This window comes from Streptomyces sp. NPDC088194 (assembly GCF_040702025.1).
In the GTDB taxonomy this organism is placed as follows: domain Bacteria; phylum Actinomycetota; class Actinomycetes; order Streptomycetales; family Streptomycetaceae; genus Actinacidiphila.
Map to the genome: position 1 here is coordinate 208,226 of NZ_JBFBIV010000001.1, position 20,887 is coordinate 229,112.

General features: G+C 73.1%; 10 protein-coding genes and 1 pseudogene. 8 read left to right on the plus strand and 3 right to left on the minus strand.

Annotated features, from left to right (window positions below; all coding sequences use genetic code 11):
• Nucleotides 1-68 precede the first annotated feature (68 nt).
• From AB0399_RS00860 to AB0399_RS00875, 4 genes are all read left to right on the plus strand, one after another.
• On the plus strand, nt 69-488 hold the full coding sequence (locus AB0399_RS00860) for an ATP-binding protein (protein ID WP_328467399.1): 420 nt from the start codon (nt 69-71) through the stop codon (nt 486-488).
• Between the two features lie 268 nt (nt 489-756).
• Complete coding sequence (locus AB0399_RS00865) at nt 757-3,237, plus strand: sodium-translocating pyrophosphatase (protein WP_366409798.1); 2,481 nt, start codon at nt 757-759, stop codon at nt 3,235-3,237.
• Between the two features lie 212 nt (nt 3,238-3,449).
• Complete coding sequence (locus tag AB0399_RS00870; protein ID WP_329366336.1) at nt 3,450-4,034, plus strand: small secreted protein; 585 nt, start codon at nt 3,450-3,452, stop codon at nt 4,032-4,034.
• Nucleotides 4,035-4,210: 176 nt separating this feature from the next.
• Entirely contained in the window at nt 4,211-5,824 is a 1,614-nt protein-coding gene (locus AB0399_RS00875) for a methyltransferase (protein ID WP_329366334.1), read from the plus strand.
• A gap of 10 nt (nt 5,825-5,834) precedes the next feature.
• Here the strand turns inward: AB0399_RS00875 and AB0399_RS00880 are convergent, their stop codons facing one another.
• The gene (locus tag AB0399_RS00880) at nt 5,835-6,350 is read right to left on the minus strand and encodes a DUF2752 domain-containing protein (protein ID WP_366409799.1); all 516 of its coding nucleotides are present in this window, start codon (nt 6,348-6,350) and stop codon (nt 5,835-5,837) included.
• 544 nt (nt 6,351-6,894) lie between these two features.
• Here AB0399_RS00880 and topA point away from each other — a divergent pair.
• The 4 genes from topA to AB0399_RS00900 all read left to right on the plus strand — a co-directional run bounded on the left by topA (nt 6,895) and on the right by AB0399_RS00900 (nt 17,539).
• The gene (gene topA / locus AB0399_RS00885; protein WP_366409800.1) at nt 6,895-9,717 is read left to right on the plus strand and encodes a type I DNA topoisomerase; all 2,823 of its coding nucleotides are present in this window, start codon (nt 6,895-6,897) and stop codon (nt 9,715-9,717) included.
• A 91-nt stretch (nt 9,718-9,808) separates the two neighbouring features.
• Entirely contained in the window at nt 9,809-13,099 is a 3,291-nt protein-coding gene (gene tmk, locus AB0399_RS00890; RefSeq protein ID WP_366409802.1) for a dTMP kinase, read from the plus strand.
• Nucleotides 13,100-13,237: 138 nt separating this feature from the next.
• Entirely contained in the window at nt 13,238-16,726 is a 3,489-nt protein-coding gene (locus AB0399_RS00895) for a BTAD domain-containing putative transcriptional regulator (RefSeq protein ID WP_366409803.1), read from the plus strand.
• A gap of 84 nt (nt 16,727-16,810) precedes the next feature.
• Nucleotides 16,811-17,539 (plus strand): DsbA family oxidoreductase, encoded by a 729-nt coding sequence (locus AB0399_RS00900; RefSeq protein WP_329366325.1) that lies wholly within the window; start codon nt 16,811-16,813, stop codon nt 17,537-17,539.
• A 24-nt stretch (nt 17,540-17,563) separates the two neighbouring features.
• Here AB0399_RS00900 and AB0399_RS00905 read toward each other — a convergent pair whose 3' ends face one another.
• Both AB0399_RS00905 and AB0399_RS00910 read right to left on the minus strand, forming a co-directional pair.
• Nucleotides 17,564-19,435, minus strand: coding sequence for a sigma-70 family RNA polymerase sigma factor (locus tag AB0399_RS00905; RefSeq protein WP_366409810.1), 1,872 nt, complete (start codon nt 19,433-19,435; stop codon nt 17,564-17,566).
• Between the two features lie 433 nt (nt 19,436-19,868).
• A pseudogene (locus AB0399_RS00910) lies at nt 19,869-20,666 on the minus strand (helix-turn-helix domain-containing protein); the annotation flags it as partial.
• Nucleotides 20,667-20,887: the final 221 nt, after the last annotated feature.

The window sequence follows — 20,887 nt, forward strand, 5'->3', positions numbered from 1 at the left end:
AGGGGCACCGGGCGGATCGCCGTCCGGGCCCCTGTGATGCCCAACCACAGGACCGGAGGGGGAGCCCCATGCCCACCGTAGAACTGCTCTTCAGCGCCCAGCCCGAGCATGTGCGTACCGCACGGCTCGTGGCTGCTCAGGTGGCGCGCCGAGCGGGGGTGGACGAGGCGTCCCTGGACGAGGTCCGGCTGGCGGTCGGCGAGGCGTGCAGCCGCGCCGTCGGCCTGCACCGCAACAACGGCGTCGAAGAGCCGGTGCGGGTGCTGCTCAACGAGGACGAGAAGAAGTTCTCCATCGAGGTCGTCGACGAGGTTCCCGGCAACGCGACCGGTGGCGGCCACACCGACGGCCCGCCCACCGACGACGCCGCCGAGGACGAGGGCGAGATGGGCCTGGCCGTCATCAGCGGCCTGGTCGACGACGTCGAGGTGATCGACGGCGAGCGCGGCGGAGTGATCCGGATGACCTGGCCGACGGTCTCCGTCTAGCGCTGTCCCCCATATGGATCAGCGGCCGCGCCCTCTCCCGTAGATCGAAAACACGGCTCTCGTAGATCGAAGACGAGTCCCCGATCGGTCTTTTTCGCGCCGCGCGGAATGATGCTGCCTCCTTTACCGTGGGAATTCCCTGCGAGCACCCTTTTTTGATCTTCTGCGGCTCCCTACAATCCGTCCATCTTGCTCAGCTCGCCTGAGCGTCGCGGCTTGATCAGCCGTAGGAGCCGCACGCCCATGCGCCAAACGTCAAGGAGGACGAATGGCGGGGCCACTCACCCCTTACCCGGGGTCGCTCAACTCTCCTCACGCACTGGCCGCAGCGCCGGTGCTGACCAGCGGGAACCGTACCCTGGTCTGGATCATCGCGGTCGTCGCGCTCGCCGCCCTCGCGCTCGCCTGGGTGCTGGTGCGCCAAGTGCTCAGGTCGGACGAGGGGTCCGACGCCATGAAAAAGATCGCCGCTGCCGTGCAGGAAGGCGCAAACGCCTATCTCGCACGGCAGTTCCGCACGTTGGGGATCTTCGCGGTGGTGGCGTTCTTCCTGCTCATGCTGCTGCCCGCCGACAATATGTCGCAGCGAATCGGCAGGTCGATCTTCTTCCTGGTCGGTGCGGTGTTCTCCGCGATCACCGGCTATATCGGAATGTGGCTCGCGGTCCGCAGCAATGTGCGGGTCGCAGCCGCGGCCAGGTCGGCGACCCCCGCGCCGGGTGAGCCGCCCGCGGACCTGACCTCCGTCTCGCACCGGGCGATGCGGATCGCGTTCAGGACCGGCGGCGTGGTCGGCATGTGCACCGTGGGCCTCGGCCTGCTCGGCGCGTGCGCGGTGGTGCTGATCTACAAGGCCGACGCGCCCAAGGTGCTGGAGGGCTTCGGTTTCGGCGCGGCGCTGCTGGCGATGTTCATGCGGGTCGGCGGCGGCATCTTCACCAAGGCCGCCGACGTCGGCGCGGACCTGGTCGGCAAGGTCGAGCAGGGCATCCCCGAGGACGACCCGCGCAACGCCGCCACCATCGCGGACAACGTGGGCGACAACGTCGGGGACTGCGCCGGCATGGCCGCGGACCTGTTCGAGTCCTACGCCGTCACCCTGGTGGCCGCTCTCATCCTCGGGAAGGTCGCCTTCGGCGACTCCGGGCTGGCGTTTCCGCTGCTCATCCCGGCGATCGGCGTCCTCACCGCCATGGTCGGCATCTTCGCGGTCTCCCCTCGCCGCGGCGACCGCAGCGGCATGACCGCCATCACCCGCGGCTTCTTCGTCTCCGCGGTGATCTCGCTGGCCGGTGTGGCGATCGCCAGCTACGCCTACCTGCCCTCCTCCTACGCCGACCTCAAGGGAGTCGGCTCCGACATCACCGGCCACAGCGGCGACCCGCGGGTGCTCGCCCTGGTCGCGGTGGCCATCGGCATCGTGCTGGCCGCGCTGATCCAGCAGCTCACCGGGTACTTCACCGAGACCTCCCGGCGCCCGGTCAGCGATGTCGGCAAGACCTCGCTGACCGGCCCGGCCACGGTGATCCTCTCCGGCATCTCGCTCGGTCTGGAGTCCGCGGTGTACTCGGCGGTGCTGATCGCGCTCGCCGTCTACGGCGCGTTCCTGCTCGGTGGCACCTCGGTGTGGCTGGCGCTGTTCGCGGTGGCGCTGGCCGGCACCGGGCTGCTGACCACGGTCGGCGTGATCGTCGCCATGGACACCTTCGGTCCGGTCTCGGACAACGCGCAGGGCATCGCCGAGATGTCCGGTGACGTGCACGGCGAGGGCGCCCAGGTGCTCACCGACCTCGACGCGGTCGGCAACACCACCAAGGCGATCACCAAGGGCATCGCCATCGCCACCGCGGTACTGGCCGCGACCGCGCTGTTCGGGTCGTTCAAGGAGGCGGTCGACACCGCCGTGGGCAAGGCGCACCCGCCCGCCTCCGACGCGCGCTGGCTGAGTTTGGACATCTCGCAGCCGAACAACCTGGTCGGGCTGCTGCTCGGCGCGGCCGTGGTGTTCCTCTTCTCCGGTCTGGCGATCAACGCGGTGTCCCGGTCGGCCGGTTCCGTGGTCTTCGAGGTGCGCCGGCAGTTCCGCGAGCACCCCGGGATCATGAGCGGCGACGAACTGCCCGAGTACGGCCGGGTGGTGGACATCTGCACCAAGGACGCGCTGCGCGAGCTGGCCACCCCGGGCCTGCTCGCGGTCCTCGCCCCGATCGCGGTCGGCTTCTCGCTCGGCATCGGCTCGCTCGCCTCCTACCTGGCGGGCGCGATCGGCGCGGGCACCTTGATGGCCGTCTTCCTCGCCAACTCCGGCGGCGCGTGGGACAACGCCAAGAAGCTGGTGGAGGACGGCCACCACGGCGGCAAGGGCAGCGCGGCCCACGCCGCCACGGTGATCGGCGACACCGTCGGCGACCCGTTCAAGGACACCGCGGGCCCGGCGATCAACCCGCTGCTGAAGGTGATGAACCTGGTGGCGCTGCTGATCGCGCCCGCCGTGGTGAAGTTCAGCTACGGCGTGGACGCCAACCTCGCGGTACGGGTGCCGGTCGCGATCGCGGCCGTCGCGGTCATCGTGATCGCGGTGTACGTGTCCAAGCGGCGCGGCATCGCGGTCGGCGACGACAGCGCGGACGGTGGCAGCGGCGGCGGAAGCGGAAGCAGTAGTGACGGTGGCAGCGGAACGGGAAGGGGAAGCGGCATCGGAAGCGACCGTGACAGCGGCAGCGACGACGGAGCCGCCGCGGCGGCCTGACGCCGTGTGAATTGTCACACCGCCAGGTGGGCGGCGGAGGCGCGGGCAGAACCGTACGAGGCCCGCGCATCCGCCGCCCACCTGCGGTTCAGCACATGCGACGAATGGCTTGAATATCAGATAAAAGGGGTCAACGGAGGTCAGGTCTGCGGGAGCGGTACCGCCCGGCCGTGTATGTTCCGGGGCCGTAAGGCCACGGAAGGGATCACCCGGTGAAGGTGAAGAAGAAGTTCCTGGCCGCGCTGTCCGGCGGCGCGGCCGTACTGCTCGCGGTGTCCGCGTGCGGCGGGGACGACACCGGCAAGAAGCAGGACGACTGGGCGAAGGGCGTCTGTGACCAGGCCCAGGTCCAGCTCAACAAGATCAACACCGCGAACACGTCGTTCGGCAAGGTGGACAGCGGCGGCAAGCCGCAGGACGTGAAGAGCGCCGACTCCGCCGCCTTCCAGTCGATCTCCGACGCGTACAAGTCGCTGGCCGGGATCTTCGGCAAGGCGGGTGCCGCGCCCGGTGACGACGGCGCGAAGTTCCAGCAGAACGCGGTGAACGTGTTCAACCAGCAGTCCGCGCAGTACGCCGCGCTGAAGAAGCAGGTCGACGGCCTGGACACCAGCGACCAGGCGAAGTTCGCGGCCGGCCTCGGCGACGTCTCCACCTCGCTCAAGCAGACCGCCGCCAACGGCCAGAAATCGCTCGACACCCTCCGCCAGGGCGACATGGGCAAGGCCCTCGCCCAGCAGCCCGGCTGCCAGGGCGTCTCCGGCGGTTCGACGAGCGCGAGCCCGACGGCGTCGTAACCGGACGGCGTCGTCATCGGACGGCGCCGGCATCGAACGGCGTCGGCGCCCGGCGCCGTCGTCGCCGGCCCGCGACATCGCCGGACCGTGCGGTCACCGGACGGTGTGGGGCACCGGACGGCCCACCCGGACCGCACCGGACCGCGGTACGGCACCCCTCCCCGGATTCCGGGACAATGAGCGGCGTGAGCGATCCGAGCAAACCGACCCAGCCGACCGGCGGTCCGCACTCCCCGCACCACCCGGGCGGTTCCGGCCGACCACTGCCCGATCCCGGCGCCGCGCCCGCCCTCCGCGCCGACCTGCTCGCCGCCGACTTCACCGCCGACGGCTGCCTGGAACTGCTCGGGGCCGTCGCATACACGGCCCTGTCCCGCGCCGAGACCGTCCCCGCGCTGCGCGCCACCCGCGGCGGCAGCCCCCTGGAGACCCTGGTCCGGCTCTTCCTGCTCCAGCAGGCGGTCCCGCTCACCCGCGCCCGCGCAGCCCTGGGCAGCAATGCCACGGGCACCGGCAACACGGGCCTGGACCGTTACGAGGCCGCCGGCTGGCTGCTCCGCGACGGCGACGACATCCGCGCCACCGTCGACGTACGCCCCTACGCCGGGGATGCCGGCGCCGACTGGTGGATCGTCTCCGACCTCGGCTGCGCGGTCGGCGGCGCGGCCGGCGTGGGCAGCGCGCCCGGCGTGGATCGGGCCGACCTGGTGCTGGGCGTCGGCGGCGCGTCCACCACGCTCGCCGGGCTGACCGTACGCGAGCCGGTCGGCAGCGCACTCGACCTCGGTACGGGCTCGGGCGTGCAGGCGCTGCACGCGTCCCGGCACGCCACGCAGGTGACCGCCACCGACGTCAACCCGCGCGCCCTGCACTTCGCCCGGCTCACCCTCGCGCTGTCCGGCGCGCCGGAGCCGGAACTGCGGCAGGGTGGCCTCTTCGAGCCGGTCGGGGACGCGCGGTACGACCTGATCGTGTCGAACCCGCCGTTCGTGATCTCGCCGGCCGGGCGGTTCACCTACCGCGACGGCGGCATGGCGGGGGACGACCTGTGCCGCGAACTGGTCCAGCGGTCCGCCGACCACCTCACCGAGGGCGGCTACTGCCAGCTCCTCGCCAACTGGCAGCACACCGAGGGCCAGGACTGGCGCGAACGCGTCACGTCCTGGCTGCCCGCCGGATGCGACGCGTGGATCGTGCAGCGCGAGGTGCAGGACGTGGCGCAGTACGCCGAGTTGTGGCTGCGCGACGGCGGCGACCACCACGCCGACCCGACCGCGTACGCGCGGCACTACGACGCCTGGCTGGACGACTTCGAGCGGCGCAAGGTCAACGGCGTCGGCTTCGGCTGGATCACGCTGCGCAGGTCAGGCGCCGAGCAGCCCTCGGTCACCGCGGAGGAGTGGCCGCATCCGGTGGAGCAGCCGCTCGGGCCGTACATCGCGGACTGGTTCGGCCGGCAGGACTTCCTGCGCGGGCACGACGACGCGGCGCTGCTCGCGGCCCGCTTCACCCTCGCGCCCGACGTGGTGCAGGAGCAGGTCGGGCTGCCCGGCGCGGAGGACCCCGAGCACGTGGTGCTGCGCTCCGCGCGGGGCATGCGGCGGGCCACGAAGGTCGACACCGTCGGAGCCGGGTTCGCCGGGGTCTGCGACGGCTCGCTGCCGGCCGGCCGCATCATCGACGCCATCGCCCAGCTCCTCAACGAGGACCCGGTGGTGCTGCGCGACCGCACCCCCGCGTCGATCCGCCTCCTGGTCGAGCAGGGCTTCCTCGCCCCGGTCCCGGAGTAGCCGGAGCGGCTCAGTTCAGGTTGCGGAACAGCGTCCACACCACGGCCACGACCAGCAGGGCGTACTGGGACCGGGGGCGGAGGATCGGCTGCCAGCGCCGGCCGCGCAGGCCCTCGACCACCCAGCGGCCGAACATCCAGACCAGCGCGGGGGACAGCACCAGGACCAGGGCGTTGTCGTGGAAGGCCCGCACGGGGTCGCCGTGCAGGAGGTCGTACGCGAGGCGGGTGGCGCCGCAGGCGGGACAGAGCAGTCCGGTGAGCCAGTTGAAGGGGCAGCGCGGCAGGAAGTGCCCGCTTTGGTGCGGGTCGGTGCGGTAGAGGTAGGCGGACGCGGCCACTCCCACGGCGAGGGTGGCCAGCGGCACGACCGCCGGGTGCGGGCGCCGCGGCCCGGAGCGGGGCGGCTCGGAGCGGTGCGGCGCGGTGGTGGGGTAGCTCACGGGGGACAGGTCCCCGCGCTCCGGCCGGCTCTCGTACGGGTTGTCTCCGTACGGCTCGCCGGCGGACGGATTCCGGTCGGACATGACGCGTCCCCCTGCCCCTGCGTTCCCGCCGTCGTGCGGATCGGTCGTCGTGCGGATCGGTCCTCCGCCTGCCCGCGGCCATTTTTGCAGCACCCGGCGCGCCGCGTCCCGTACCGCCGTTGATACGAACATTGATGCGAACCGGCCCGTGGGCCGGCCCGTGAACTGGCCCGCGAACCGGCCGGTGAACCCGCCCGTGAACCGGCCGCGGACAAGCCGCGGACGCGTCGCGCCGACCGCCGCCGCGGGCCCGGCCCGACCGGCCCGCGGACCCCGCCTCCGCCGTACCGCCCGTGTGGCCGTCCGCCGGAGCGGACGTAGAGTCGGCAGTGGAGCGGCATTGAGCCGCGGGGGTCGGAAAGCGCGATTTCGGGCAGGATCAAGCCCGTGGACGTAGCCTGCTGGAGGACCCCGCCGGTGTGGATAGAACGTACATCGGGTTACCGTTCGAGTGGCGTTGCGGACTTTTCCCGTTTGACACGGGCCCAGGAGGTACGGTCACACTCCGCAGCGACACCCCTTCGAACCGGAGAGAAGAGCGAAGTTGTCCCCGACCCGCGAGACCGCACAGGGCGGCCGCCGACTCGTCATCGTCGAGTCGCCTGCCAAGGCGAAGACGATCAAGGGCTATCTCGGCCCTGGATACGTCGTCGAGGCCAGCGTCGGGCACATCCGCGACCTCCCCAACGGGGCCGCCGAAGTGCCGGCGGAGTACAAGGGCCAGCCGTGGGCACGGCTGGGCGTCAATGTGGACAGCGATTTCCAGCCCATCTATGTCGTGAACGCCGACAAGAAGGCACAGGTCAAGAAGCTCAAGGATCTCCTCAAGGACTCCGACGAACTATTCCTGGCCACTGACGAGGACCGCGAGGGCGAGGCCATCGCCTGGCATTTGCAGGAAATCCTCAAGCCCAAGGTGCCGGTGCACCGGATGGTGTTCCACGAGATCACCAAGGACGCCATCCAGGAGGCCGTGCGGAATCCGCGCGAGCTGAACCAGCGCTTGGTCGACGCCCAGGAGACCCGCCGTATCCTCGACCGGCTCTACGGCTACGAGGTCTCCCCGGTGCTGTGGAAGAAGGTCATGCCGCGGCTGTCGGCGGGCCGGGTCCAGTCCGTGGCGACCCGCCTGGTGGTCGAGCGCGAGCGCGAGCGGATCGCCTTCCGCACCTCCGCGTACTGGGACCTGACCGGTGTCTTCAACACCGGCCGGGCCGGTGACGCCTCCGACCCCGCCAGGCTCAACGCCAGGCTCGTCGCGGTCGACGGCCGCCGTGTCGCCCAGGGCCGCGACTTCGACGCCTCCACCGGCGCGCTCAAGCAGAGCGCCGCGGTGCTGCACCTCGACGAGGAGAACGCCCGGGCGCTGGCCGCCGCGCTCGCCGACTCGCAGTTCTCGGTGCGCAGCGTCGAGTCCAAGCCGTACCGCCGCTCGCCGTACGCGCCGTTCCGCACCACCACCCTCCAGCAGGAGGCGTCGCGCAAGCTCGGCTTCGGCGCGAAGGCCACCATGCAGGTCGCCCAGAAGCTGTACGAGAACGGCTTCATCACCTACATGCGTACGGACTCCACCACGCTGTCGGAGACCGCGGTGGGCGCCGCCCGCGCGCAGGTCGCCCAGCTCTACGGCTCCGACTACCTGCCGGACAAGCCGCGGGTCTACGCGGGCAAGGTGAAGAACGCCCAGGAGGCGCACGAGGCGATCCGCCCCTCCGGCGACCGCTTCCGCACCCCCGCCGAGACCGGCCTGACCGGCGACCAGTTCCGGCTCTACGAACTGATCTGGATGCGCACGGTCGCCTCCCAGATGAAGGACGCGGTCGGCCAGTCCGTCACCGTCAAGGTCGGCGGCGCCGCCTCCGACGGCCGGGACGCCGAGTTCTCCGCCTCCGGCAAGATCATCACCTTCCACGGCTTCCTCAAGGCCTACGTCGAGGGCGCCGACGACCCCAACGCGGAGCTCGACGACCGCGAGCGCCGGCTGCCGCAGGTCACCGAGGGCGACCCGCTGACCGCCGACGAGATCACCGCCGACGGCCACTCCACCAAGCCGCCCGCCCGCTACACCGAGGCGAGCCTGGTCAAGGAGCTGGAGGAGAAGGAGATCGGCCGCCCGTCGACCTACGCCACGATCCTCGGCACCATCCTCGACCGCGGCTACGTCTTCAAGAAGGGCACCGCGCTCGTCCCGTCCTTCCTCTCCTTCGCCGTGGTCAACCTGCTGGAGAAGCACTTCGGCTGGCTGGTGGACTACGACTTCACCGCCTCCATGGAGGACGACCTCGACCGGATCGCCCGCGGTGAGGCGCAGGCGGTGCCGTGGCTGCGCCGGTTCTACTTCGGCTCGGAGGGCGACGGCGACACGGCCCCGGCCGCCTCCGCCAACGGCGGCGACGGCGATCACCTCGGCGGCCTCAAGGAACTCGTGGAGGACCTGGGCGCGATCGACGCCCGCGAGATCTCCTCGTTCCCGGTCGGCGAGGGCATCATGCTGCGGGTCGGCCGCTACGGGCCGTACGTCGAGAAGGGCGAGCGCGGCGAGGACAACCACCAGCGCGCCGACGTCCCCGAGGACCTGCCGCCGGACGAGATGACCATCGAGCTGGCCGAGGAGCTGTTCGCCAAGCCCAGCGGCGAGTTCGCGCTCGGCGACGACCCCGAGACCGGCCGCCCGATCGTCGCCAAGGACGGCCGCTACGGGCCGTACGTCACCGAGGTGCTGCCCGAGGACACCCCGAAGACCGGCAAGAACGCGGTGAAGCCGCGCACCGCCTCCCTCTTCAAGTCCATGACCCTGGACACCGTCACGCTCGCCGACGCCCTCAAGCTGATGTCCCTGCCCCGGGTGGTCGGCACCGACGCCGAGGGTGTCGAGATCACCGCGCAGAACGGGCGCTACGGCCCCTACCTGAAGAAGGGCACCGACTCGCGCTCCCTGGAGAGCGAGGACCAGCTCTTCAGCATCACCCTCGAACAGGCGCTGGCGATCTACGCGCAGCCCAAGGTGCGCGGCCGCGCCGCCGCCAAGCCCCCGCTGAAGGAACTGGGCACCGACCCCGTCAGCGAGCGCCCGGTCGTGGTCAAGGACGGCCGGTTCGGTCCCTACGTCACCGACGGCGAGACCAACGCGACGCTGCGCCGCGACGACGACGTCGAGACGATCACCCCCGAGCGCGGCTACGAACTCCTCGCGGAGAAGCGGGCGAAGGGCCCGGTGAAGAAGAAGACGGCCGCCAAGAAGGCTCCCGCCAAGAAGACGGCCGCGAAGAAGACCGGTTCGGCCACGGCGGCGAAGAAGGCGCCCGCCAAGAAGGCCGCGGCCACGAAGAAGACCGCAGCGAAGAAGGCGAGCTCCGCCAAGGAGTGAGGACGGCGCGGACCCGTTGACGTGGCGACCGGCACTGTCCGTTTGTTCGGGCGGACACGTTTGGTTCGGGTGGGACGGATAGGCTGTCAGAATGACGCGATCCGAGCAGCCAGCGCAGCCCGCGACGGACGTCACCGAGGCGTTCGCGACCGACCTCTCGGCCGACTCCCGTGAGCGTGCCGTGGGCGCGTTGCTGAAGATTCCCACGCTGCGCAAGCTGTGGAGCGCGCAACTGACCGGTGCGGTCGCCGACCGCCTCGGCCTGCTGGTGCTGCTCGTGCTCACCGTGCAGGCGACCGTCACCGCGCACTCCTTCGGCGGCGGCTACCGGGGTGTCGCGTACGCCGTCGCCGCGGTGTTCGCCGCCCGCCTGGTGGCCACCCTCCTCTTCGGCGCGGTGCTGCTCGGACCGCTGACCGGGCTCACCGCGGAGAGCGGCCCGCTGGACCGGCGCTGGACGATGATCGGCGCGGACGGCGTACGGCTCGCGCTGTTCATCGTCGCCCCGCTGTGGGTCACGTGGGTCCCGCACTCGGCGCACCTGTGGCTGCTGGCCACCGCGTTCGCCGCCGGACTCGCCGAGCGGCTGTGGACGGTCGCGAAGGACGGCGCCGCCCCGGGGCTGCTGCCCCCGGCCGGCGACACGTCGGTCCGGCCCGCGCCCGACCACCTCGCCACGCTGCACCGCCTCGACCTGCGCACGAGCTTCGTCGCGCTGCCGCTGGCCGCCGCCTCCCTGGTCGTCGTCACCCTCGTCAACACGCTCATCGCGGTGGGCGTCGACTGGTTCCACCTGCACCAGGTCGCGCTGTCGTCGTACGTGGCCGCCGGGCTCTTCTCGTCCTCGATGGCCGTGCTGTACCTGCTGGAGCTGCCCGCCGGCAGCGCCGCGAAGCCGCACTCCCCGCTCCAGGGCCTGCGGCTGCCGAAGGGCCCGGCGGGTGCCGAGCGGGGCCGGACCGGCGCGCTGCCGCTGCTGGTGCTCGCCACCGCCGCGGTGGCCGGGGCGATCGGCGTCGCCGTTTCGGTCGCCGTCCTGCACGCGCTCGCCCTCGGCTTCGGGCCGACCGGCTTCGGCCTGCTGGTCCTGACGCTGACCGCCGGCACCGTGATCGGCATCCGGATCGCCCCGCACACCCTGCCCGCGCTCTCCCGCCGCCGCCTGCTGGCCGTGGGCACCGGCGTCACCGGCGTCGCGCTGCTGCTGACCGGCATCGTCCCCGACCAGGCCACGGTGCTGCTGCTGTCGCTGCTGGCCGGCACCGCCGCGGGCGTCACCGCGAACGCCGGGCACACCCTGATCGAGCAGGAGGCCGAGGAGTCCCGCCGGGTACGGAGCGTCGAGCACCTGCACGCGGTCGTGCGCGCCGTGCTCGCCGTGGCCGCGATCGGCGGGCCGCTGGTGGCCGCCGCGATCGGCCCGCACCGCATCCAGAACGGCCACTTCACCTTCGACCACAGCGGTGCCGCGTACACCCTGATCCTGGTCGGCGCGCTGCTGCTGCCGGTCGCCGCGCTGGTCCTCGGCAAGACCGACGACCGTACCGGGGTGCCGTTGCGCCGCGACCTGCGCGAGGCGCTGCGCGGTGCGGAACCGGCCACCGGACCCGCCGCCACCGGCTTCTTCATCGCGATCGAGGGCGGCGACGGCGCCGGCAAGTCCACCCAGGTCGAAGCGATCGCCGAGTGGATCAGGGCCAAGGGCCACGAGGTCGTGGTCACCCGCGAGCCCGGCGCCACGGCCGTCGGCAAGCGGCTGCGCTCCATACTCCTGGACGTCTCCTCCGCCGGGGTCTCGCACCGCGCCGAGGCCCTGCTCTATGCCGCGGACCGTGCGGAGCACGTCGACACCGTGGTGAAGCCCGCTCTCGACCGCGGCGCCGTCGTCATCTCCGACCGCTACATCGACTCCTCCGTCGCCTACCAGGGCGCCGGACGCGACCTCGCGCCCACCGAGATCGCCCGGATCTCGCGCTGGGCCACCGACGGGCTCGTCCCGCACCTCACGGTGCTCCTCGACGTCCCGCCGGAGACCGCCCGGGAGCGCTTCACCGAGGCCCCGGACCGGCTGGAGTCCGAGCCGGCCGAGTTCCACCAGCGGGTGCGCTCGGGATTCCTGACGCTCGCCGCCGCCGACCCCGCGCGCTACCTGGTGGTCGACGCGGCCCAGGAGCCCGAGGCGATCACCACCGTCGTACGGCACCGGCTCGACCGCATGCTGCCGCTCTCCGCCCAGGAGATCGAGGCCCGCGCCGAGGCCGAGCGCAAGGCGGCCGAGGAAGCCGCCCGGCTCGCCGCGGAGGAGGCCGCCCGCAAGGCCGAGGAGGAGCGGCAGGCCCGAGAGCGCCAGGAGCAGCTCGAACGGCTGCGCCGCGAGGAGGAGGAGCGCCGGCTCGCCGCGGAGGAGGCCGCGCGCCGCGAGATCGCCGAGCGCAAGGCCGCGCAGGAGGCCGAGGCGGCCCGGCTCGCCGCCGAGGAGGCCGCTCAGCGGCAGGCCGAGGAGGACGCGCGGATCGCCGCCGAGGAGGCGGCGCGTGCGGCCGAGCAGGAGCGGCTGCGGCGGCTCGCGGAGGAACAGGCGCGGCTGCGCGCCGAAGCGGCCGAGAAGCGGCAGGAGAAACAGCGCAAGGCCGAGGAGGCGCTGTTGCGCGCGGAGGCGGCGCGAGCCGCTGCCGCTGCCGCGTCCGACTCGGAGGAGACCGCGGTGCTGCCCGCGGTGTCGGACGCGCCCCCGGCGGATTCCGACCCCGGCTCCGACTCCGGCTCAGGGTCCGGGTCCGGCACGGACTCCGGGTCCGGCTCCAGCTCTGATTCCGGGTCCGGCTCGGGCTCCGGGGCTCGGTCCGGGTCCGGCTCCGGGTCCGACGCGGGACCCGACTCGACGTCCGGTGCTCCGTCCGACGCCGACGAGACCACGGTGCTGCCCGCGCTGCGGGACGAGCCCCACGCGGGGCCCGACGACGTCTCGGACTCCGATCGGACCGCGGTGCTGCCTGCCGTCGCGCCGCCCGCGTCGTCCTCCTCGGAGACGACGACGGTCATGACCCCGATCACGCCTGAGCCTGAGCCCGCGCCTACGCCCAGGCCGCAGTCGCAGTCGGAGCCGGCGCCGGAGACCTCGGGCAGCAATGACGAGACCACCGAGCTGCCGCCCCCCACGCCCGGCACCGCGCGTTCCGACGACCCCACCGACCGCGTGCCGCCGTGGCTCTTCCGCCCCGACCAGCCCACCGGCGACGAGCGCACCCATGAGATCCCCGCCGCCCAGGCCGCTCGCCGCCCCCGCCCCGAGTGGGCGGAGGAGACCCCTCTCGACGACCTTCCCACCCTCGCGGACGAGCTCCTCGGCCCCCACGACCGGGAAGACCCCCCGCGCGGCTGACCCCCGGGACCGCTGACCCCCGGGACCCCGGGGATCTTCGGGACGGCTTGCCCTCGGAACCGCTCGTGCCGGGCGAAGTCCGGGTTTCGAGGGCGGGGGCGGGGGAGCGGACCCCTCACCCGGCCGCAGGCAGGGACAATGGACGGCGTGCGCTACTTCGTGCTCGGGGTGACCGAGGCCAGGTCGGAGGACGGCACCGTCCTGCCCCTGGGCGGCGCGAAGGTCCGTACCGTCCTGACCGTCCTCGCCGCGCACGCGAACCGCCCGGTCCCGCCCGAGTCGCTGATCGCCGAGGTGTGGACGGAAGACCCTCCCGCTGACGCGGCGGGTGCCCTCCAGGCCCTCGTCGCGCGCCTGCGCAAAGCCCTCGGCCGGGACGCGGTGGCGTCGGAGCCGGGCGGATACCGGCTGAACACACCGCGCGAGAGCGTCGACCTGTTCGCGTTCGAGGCACTGCTGCGCGCGGGCGAGGCGGAGCTGCGAGACGGCCGCCCGGACAGCGCGGCCCGCACCCTGGACCGGGCACTCGGTCTGTGGCGCGGCCCGGCGCTCGCGGACCTGCCGGACCGCGACGCGGCGGCGGCCCGCACGGACGCGCTGCGGCTGGCCGCGCTCCGCTCGAAGTTCGAGGCGGAACTGGCCCGCGGGCAGACCGCCGCCGTACTGCCCGCGCTGCGGGAGGCGGTGGCCGCGCACCCGCTGGACGAGCCGTTCCACGCGCAGCTCATCCGCGCGCTGCGGGCGACCGGCCGCAGCGCCGACGCCCTGATGGCGTACGAGGAGGCCAGGACCGTACTCGCCGACACACTCGGGGCCGACCCGGGACCGGAGCTGCGGGCCCTGCACGCGGAACTGCTGGAGTCGCCGGAGCCGGCCGGGCGGGTCGGGACCGCCGGGCGGGTCGGGACCGCCGGCCCGCCCGGGACCGCATCCGGTGCGCAGGGGCCCGTACCCGATGCGCACGGGACCGCCGCCGCCCGGCCGGACCGTCCGCAGCGCGGCAACCTACGGGCCCGGCTGACGAGTTTCGTCGGCCGGGAGACGGACCTCGCCGCGATCCGGGCCGACATACGGGCCGCGCGGCTGGTGACCCTCACCGGGCCCGGCGGCTCCGGGAAGACCCGGCTGGCCCAGGAGGCGGCCGAGGCCGCGCAGGACGGCTACCCGGACGGCGTGTGGCTGGCCGAACTCGCCCCGCTGGACGATCCGCACGCCATCCCGCACGCGGTGCTGAGCGCGCTCGGCCGCCGCGACACCTTCGTCCTCGGCCCGGCCCGGGACGCGCTGAGTGGTGAGCCGCACACCGAGAACCCGATCGAGCGGCTGGTCGAGTACTGCACCGGCCGCCGGCTGCTGCTGGTGCTGGACAACTGCGAGCACCTGATCGAGGCCGCCGCGTACCTGGCCGCGGAACTGCTCGCCCGCTGCCCGGACCTGACCGTCCTCGCCACCAGCCGCGAACCGCTGGGCGTGCCGGGGGAGCTGGTCCGCCCGGTGGAGCCGCTGCCGCCGCGGACCGCGTTCCGGCTGTTCGCCGAGCGCGCCAGGACCGCCCGCCCGCACGCGGCGCCGTACCCGAACCCGCCCGAGGATCTGGCCGAGGACCCGTCCGGGCGCCCCCACACCGACACGACCGACACCAAGGACACGAAGGACACCACCGGCACCGATGTCGCGGCGGTCCAGGAGATCTGCCGTCGGCTGGACGGCTTGCCCCTGGCGATCGAACTCGCCGCGGCCCGGCTGCGCGCGCTGTCCCCCCGGCAGATCGCCGACCGGCTGGACGACCGGTTCCGGCTGCTGACCGGCGGCAGCCGCACCCTCCTGCCGCGCCAGCAGACCCTGCGCGCGGTGGTGGACTGGAGTTGGGACCTGCTGGACGAGCGGGAGCGTACGACGCTGCGCTCGCTGAGCGTCTTCGCCGGCGGCTGCACGCTCGCGGCGGCCGAGGCGGTGTGCGGCCCGGACGCGCTGGACACGGTGGCCCAACTCGTCGACAAGTCCCTGGTGGTGGCCGAGCACGACCGCGCCGCCGGCACCCGCTACCGGCTGCTGGAGACGATCCACGAGTACGCCCTGGAGCGGGCTCGCGAGCATCCCGCCGAGCTGGCCGCGGCCGGCGAGCGGCACACCGCGTACTTCCGCGAGCTGGCCGCGACCGTCGATCCGCGGCTGCGCGGCGGCGACCAACTGCTCTGGTTCGAGGTGCTGGAGACCGAACTGGACAACGTCAGGGCCGCGTTGCACCGCGCGCTGGAGCACCGGTCGGAGGCCGACGCGGTGGCGATCGCGCGGGCGATGGGCTGGTTCTGGTGGCTGCGCAACTACCGTGACGAGGCGGTCGGTTGGCTCACGCGGGTGGCCGCGCTCGGCGTCGACCACCTGGACGACGCGGACGACCCGATGTACTGGCCGCGCCTCGACGTGCAGTTGCTGCTGCTGTTCGTCCAGGGCGACCGCGCCACCGAGGACCAGTGGGCGTCGTCGGAGGTGAAGGCGATGGTGAGCCGGCTCTCCACCGCGTACCGGGGAGCCGGCCGGCCCGCCGCGCGCTTCCCGGGCATGCTCTGGCCGTTCACGCTCTACGTGTCCGACGGCGGCCTGCTGGTGCTCGCCGAGACGGACCGGGTGGTGGCGAACTGCCGTGCCCACGGCGGCGAATGGGAGCTGGCCGCCGCGCTGATGTTCCGGCTGCACGTGACCGTCGACTCTCCCGGCGGCGCGGCGCGGGCCGACCAGGACTGGGAGGAACTGAGCGTTCTCAACGGGCGGTTGGGCGACCGCTGGATCAGGGCCCAGGTGCACAGCGCCCGGGCCGAGATCGAGACGCTCCGCGGTGACTACACCGCGGCCCGGGCCGGTTTCGACGCGGCGTACCGGCTCGGCCGCGAGCTGGGCGCCTTCAGCGAGGGCTCGTTCCTGCTCGGACGGATGGCCGAGCTGGCGCACCGCTGCGGCGACGACGAGGACGCCAGTGTGCTCCTGGACGAGGCCGAGGAGGAGGCCGAGCGGTACGCGGTGATGGACGCCCGCACCTACGTGCGCTACCTGCGGTCGCTGTTCCTGCTGCGCCGGGGCGCCGTGCGCGAGGCCAGGGAGCTGTACGAGACGGCGGTGGGGCGGATCGCCGACGGCACCCCGCCGCCGATGTTCCACGTGCTGCTGCGCGGCCTGTCCGCCGGGCTCACCGCCGCCGAGGGCGACCCGCGGGCCGCGCTGCGCGAAGCGGCCGAGGCGGTACGGCTGGCGACCGAGGTGGGCTGCACCGAGGCGGTGGTCGGTGCCCAGTTCGACACGGCCGCGCAGATCCTGGCGGAGCTGGGCGACGCGCGCTCGGCGGTGCGGATGTCGGGCGCCGCGGACACGGTCCGCGGCGGCCTGCCCCGGACGGTGCCCGAGCAAGCGCAGGACGACGAGGTACGGGCGCGGGTGGCGGCCGTACTCACCGCGGAGGAGTCGGCCCGGCAGCGTGCGTGCGGGGCGGGACTGAGCCGGCCGGAGGCGGTGGCGGAACTGGCGGAACTGGCGGAACTGGCCGGACCGGCGGGTGAGCGGGCGGCGGAACCGGCCGAACCGGCCGCACCGGCGCGTGAGCGGGCGGCGGAACCGGAAGAGGGCCGGGAATAGCCGGGCCGGGTCGGGCGGTTTTCCGTTGAAGAGTTATTGATGTTTCAATCGGATTTTCGTTGACGGGTTCTGGGAGTGAGTGCCGTGAAGGTCGAGATCTATTCGGACATCGCCTGTCCGTGGTGCTACGTGGGCAAGTCCCGCTTCGAACGGGCGCTGGCGGCATTTCCGCAGGGCAACACGGTCGAGGTGGTCTATCGGCCGTTCCAGCTCGACCCGGACGCCCCGCACGAGCCCCGTCCGCACCGCGAGGTGCTGGCCGCGAAATACGGTCCCCAGGCCGTCGCCATGGACGACCGGCTGACCCAGCTCGGTGCCGCCGAGGGCCTCACGTTCGACTTCGACTCCGTGCTGGAGAACAACTCGCTGCTCGCGCACCGGCTGCTGCGCTTCGCCCTCGACGAGTACGGCGCCCCCGCCCAGAACCGGCTCAAGGGAAACCTGATGGCCGGGCACTTCGCCGAGGGCCTGGACATCGGTGACCCCGACCGGCTGGCGGACGCCGCCGTCGCCGCCGGTCTCGACCGCGCGGCGGTGACCGCCTTCCTCGCGAGCGACGCCCTCACGGACGAGGTCGTCGCCGACATCGCGCAGGCCCGCGCGGTCGGTATCACCGCCGTGCCGACCTTCGTGTTCGAGGGGCAGTGGGCGGTCCAGGGCGGCCAGGAGACCTCCACGTTCCTGCGCGCGCTGGAGCAGGTGGCGCAGGAGACGGCCGCGGACCAACCGACCGCCGAAGGCTCCCACGGCACCGACAGCTCCGACGGCTCCGACGGTGACGGGTGCGTCGACGGGGTCTGCGCGGTCAAGTGACGCCTGGCGGTGGGCCGCTGGGCGTCACTGGCAGGTGATCACCGAGTCGGCCCAGTCCGCCAGGTTGCCGAAGGACAGACCGCCCGAGGCCGGCGTGACGACGAGTTGAAGCGTCTTGCGGCCGGTGAGGTCGACGTGCACCGGCACGGCGGGGTCGCCCGGGTGGACGGGGCCGGAGGACCACAGCCGGCTCCCGTCGGCGTACACCGCGAAGGTGACCGACGTGCGCAGCAGCGGGCTGACCAGGTCGTCGATGCCCGCGCGGGCGTCGTAGGAGACGCAGGCGCGGTTGAGGGCGACGTTCACCGTGGAGGGCGCGTGCACGGTGATGCCGTGGTCGTAGGTGGTGCCGCCGATGCTGGGACTGGTCCGGTCCCACCACCAGTTGCCCAGGCCCTGGGGGACGATCGCCGGCTCGTCGGAGTTCGCGCCGAGTCCCTGGACCGGCAGTGAGTTGACCTTGTACGCGGTCGGGGCCGGCGGCGGTGGGGTCGGTGTCGGCGTCGGCTTGGGGGTGGGCTTGGCCGGCGGTGGTGTCGGCTTCGGCGTGGGTTTGGGCGTCGGCTTGGGCTTGGGCGGCGGTGTGGTCGCCACGGGTGCCGCCGACGGGGCGGGTGGCGGCGGCACCACGGGCTTCGGGGTCGGCTTGGGCGCCGGGCTCGGCGGTGGCGCGGCCGTGACCGGTACGGTGACCGGCGGCTTGGCCTGCGGCTTCGCCGGGGCCTTCTCGTGGCCGCCGGTGAGCGCGAAGGCGAAGGCGACCCCGGCGGCGGCGACCACCACGGCCGCGGCGATCCCCGCCTTCGCGGGCGCCCCCAGTCCCTCGCCCGCCGCGGCGCCTCCTGCCGCGCCCGCCGTGCCTGCCGTGCCTCCGGAACCGGTGGCCGCGGCCGCCGCGCCTCCCGCCGCCGCGGTGGCGGCCGCTCCGCCCGCCACCACGATCCCGGCGGTCTTGGCGGCGTAGGCCGCGGCGAACCAGCCGATGTACGCGACCGGCAGCAGCCCCTTGAGCGCGGAGTTGAGGTCGGCGAGTTCGGCCGACGCGGCGGTGCAGCGCGCGCACTCCTTGAGGTGGCGGTTCAACTCCCGGTCCGCGCGCATCCGCAGGCCGCCGCGGGCGTGCGCGCCGAGCCGGTCGGCGTAGCGGGCGCACTCGCCCTCGGTGGTGAGCGTGCTGCTGACGTGGGCCTGCAGATATGCCTGGCGCAGCCCCTCCCGGGCGCGATGGGCGAGGACCGCCGCCGCGTTGGGGGTCAGGCCGAGCAGCGGGGCGACCTCGCTGGGCGACTCGTCCTCCACCGCGGTGTGCCACAGCACGGTCTGCCAGCGCTCGGGCAGGGTACGGAACGCCCGGATGGCCAGGGAGCGTTCGGCCTCGTGCATGGCGCGCACGTCGGCGCCGAGGTCGGCGCTGCGGTCGGTGACGGTGGAGCCCGCCGCGGTGACCGCGAACACCGCGAAGTCCTCGACCAGTTGCTCCCGGCGGGCGGTGTTGCCCCAGGTGGCGGCGACCCGGCGCACCGTGGTCAACAGGTAGGCGCGTACGGCGGATTCGGGTCCGCTGCCGCCGCGGATGGCCTGGAGGGTACGGGCGAAGACCTCGCCGGTGAGGTCCTCGGCGGTGTGGGCGTCGCGGCAGCACGAACGGGCGTAGCGGCGTACGGACTCGGCGTGCCGGCGGTAGAGCTCTTCGTACGCGCTGTCCTGCCCGGCCCTGACCTGGTCGACCAACTCGGCGTCCGAGTAGCCGGATGGGGTGGACAGGGCGCCGGGCCCGGTCGGCTGCGCGGGTACGGTCCCGGTCGGCTGGGTGTCGTCGAGGTCGGCGTCCGTGCGGCCGGTGCCCGGGTCGGTGCCGGCACCGGTGTCCGCAGCGGAGTCGGCGCCGGACTCCATACCGGGGTGTGCCGCCGCGTGCAGGTCGGCGTCGGCCGGCAGTTGGGTGTCGGTCGGCCCGACGGGCCCTGCCACAGGGCCTGTTGCGGGCGCTGCGGCAGGGGCCGGGATCGTCGCCGGAGCCGGAGCGGACTCCGGGGCAGCGGGCTCCGCGGCGGCGGGCTCGGGTCGTGCGAACGGGTCGCGCTGTCCCGGCACCCTGCGCGGCGGTGCCGCGTCGCCGGTCACCGGGTCCGCGGGTGCGGAGCCGGACTCGCCGTTAGCCTCATCCACGGGGCAAGCGTGACACAGGACCCGAGCGCGGTGTCATGTCTTCCGGTGGAACCACTCATCCGTGGTCGCACCGTTCACACATCCTCCACTGTCACTCGATCGGGTCGCTGCCGGAGTGGTGGTTGAGCTCCGTGACGTGTTCCGTGAGGGGGTCGCCGGACCGCGGGCGCAGTCCTTCCAGCAGGATGTCCAGCAACCGTGCAGAAGCGGCTTCCTGCTGGTGGGCGTCGGGCAGCGCGGGCGGTGAGGTGGCGATGACCAGCAGTACGTCGGCCACCGACACGTCGGTGCGCAACTCGCCCGCCTGCCTTGCTCGTTCGACGAGCTGCCCGACGACGTCGAGCAGGGTGCCGATGCCGTCGTCGTCCGCCCGCGGTTCGGTGCGGGCCCGACCGCCGTGCAGACCGGTGTGGACGCCGGTGTGGTCGGCGGTGTGGTCGGCGCCGACCGGGACGCCCTGGTCGGACGGTCCGGCTGCGGCCACCGCAATCGGGGTGCGCTGCGACGGCACCCGGACCGGCTCGTCACCGCCGGGGCGGTAGTCCTTGCCGCCCGCTCCGCCTTCCACCCGCAGGACCTGCGGCGGCAGCAGCCGCCCGGCGCCCGACGCGGCCGAGGTGCGCAGGAAGCGGGCGAGCGCGGACCACGCCTCGTCCTCCTGCCCGAGCGCGGTACGGGCCTGCTCGGTCAGGCGCGCGGTCTCCTCCTTCGCGATCCGTCTGACCAGGACGTCCTTGCTGGGGAAACGGCGGTAGACCGTGCCGACGCCGACCCGGGCCCGCCGGGCCACGTCTTCCATGGGTGCGCCGTATCCCAGTTCGCCGAACACTTCACGTGCGGCGCGGAGTACGTGCTCGAGGTTGCGCTGGGCATCGACGCGGAGTGGCGCTGGGCGCGCAACGCCTCCGCGATGGTCCGAACCGGCAGCCGAAGTGCGTTGAGAGTCCTGAATGTGCATTTGTCCCATCCCCCGGTGAATCAATGTCTCCCCCCGGAGACTCCTCACCCATTGTGAAGATCGCCGCGCCAGTGGCGCGGTACTACGAGATACGAACATAGTTGAGGGCGCGGCCAGAAAGAAGGGGGGCTGCTGGCGGTCCGCCACATGGCGGCATGCGCCGCCCGGAACGGGTGTCATCCGTTACCGCCGCCAAACCGGTTCGTTTCGCCCCCGCTGAC

Bases quoted from the DNA above. Each gene is read 5' to 3' on its own strand.
- AB0399_RS00865 (WP_366409798.1), top strand. From the start codon at position 757: ATGGCGGGGCCACTCACCCCTTACCCGGGGTCGCTCAACTCTCCTCAC.
- AB0399_RS00905 (WP_366409810.1), bottom strand. From the start codon at position 19,435: ATGGAGTCCGGCGCCGACTCCGCTGCGGACACCGGTGCCGGCACCGAC.
- AB0399_RS00880 (WP_366409799.1), bottom strand. From the start codon at position 6,350: ATGTCCGACCGGAATCCGTCCGCCGGCGAGCCGTACGGAGACAACCCG.
- AB0399_RS00875 (WP_329366334.1), top strand. From the start codon at position 4,211: ATGAGCGGCGTGAGCGATCCGAGCAAACCGACCCAGCCGACCGGCGGT.
- AB0399_RS00895 (WP_366409803.1), top strand. From the start codon at position 13,238: ATGGACGGCGTGCGCTACTTCGTGCTCGGGGTGACCGAGGCCAGGTCG.
- tmk (WP_366409802.1), top strand. From the start codon at position 9,809: ATGACGCGATCCGAGCAGCCAGCGCAGCCCGCGACGGACGTCACCGAG.
- AB0399_RS00860 (WP_328467399.1), top strand. From the start codon at position 69: ATGCCCACCGTAGAACTGCTCTTCAGCGCCCAGCCCGAGCATGTGCGT.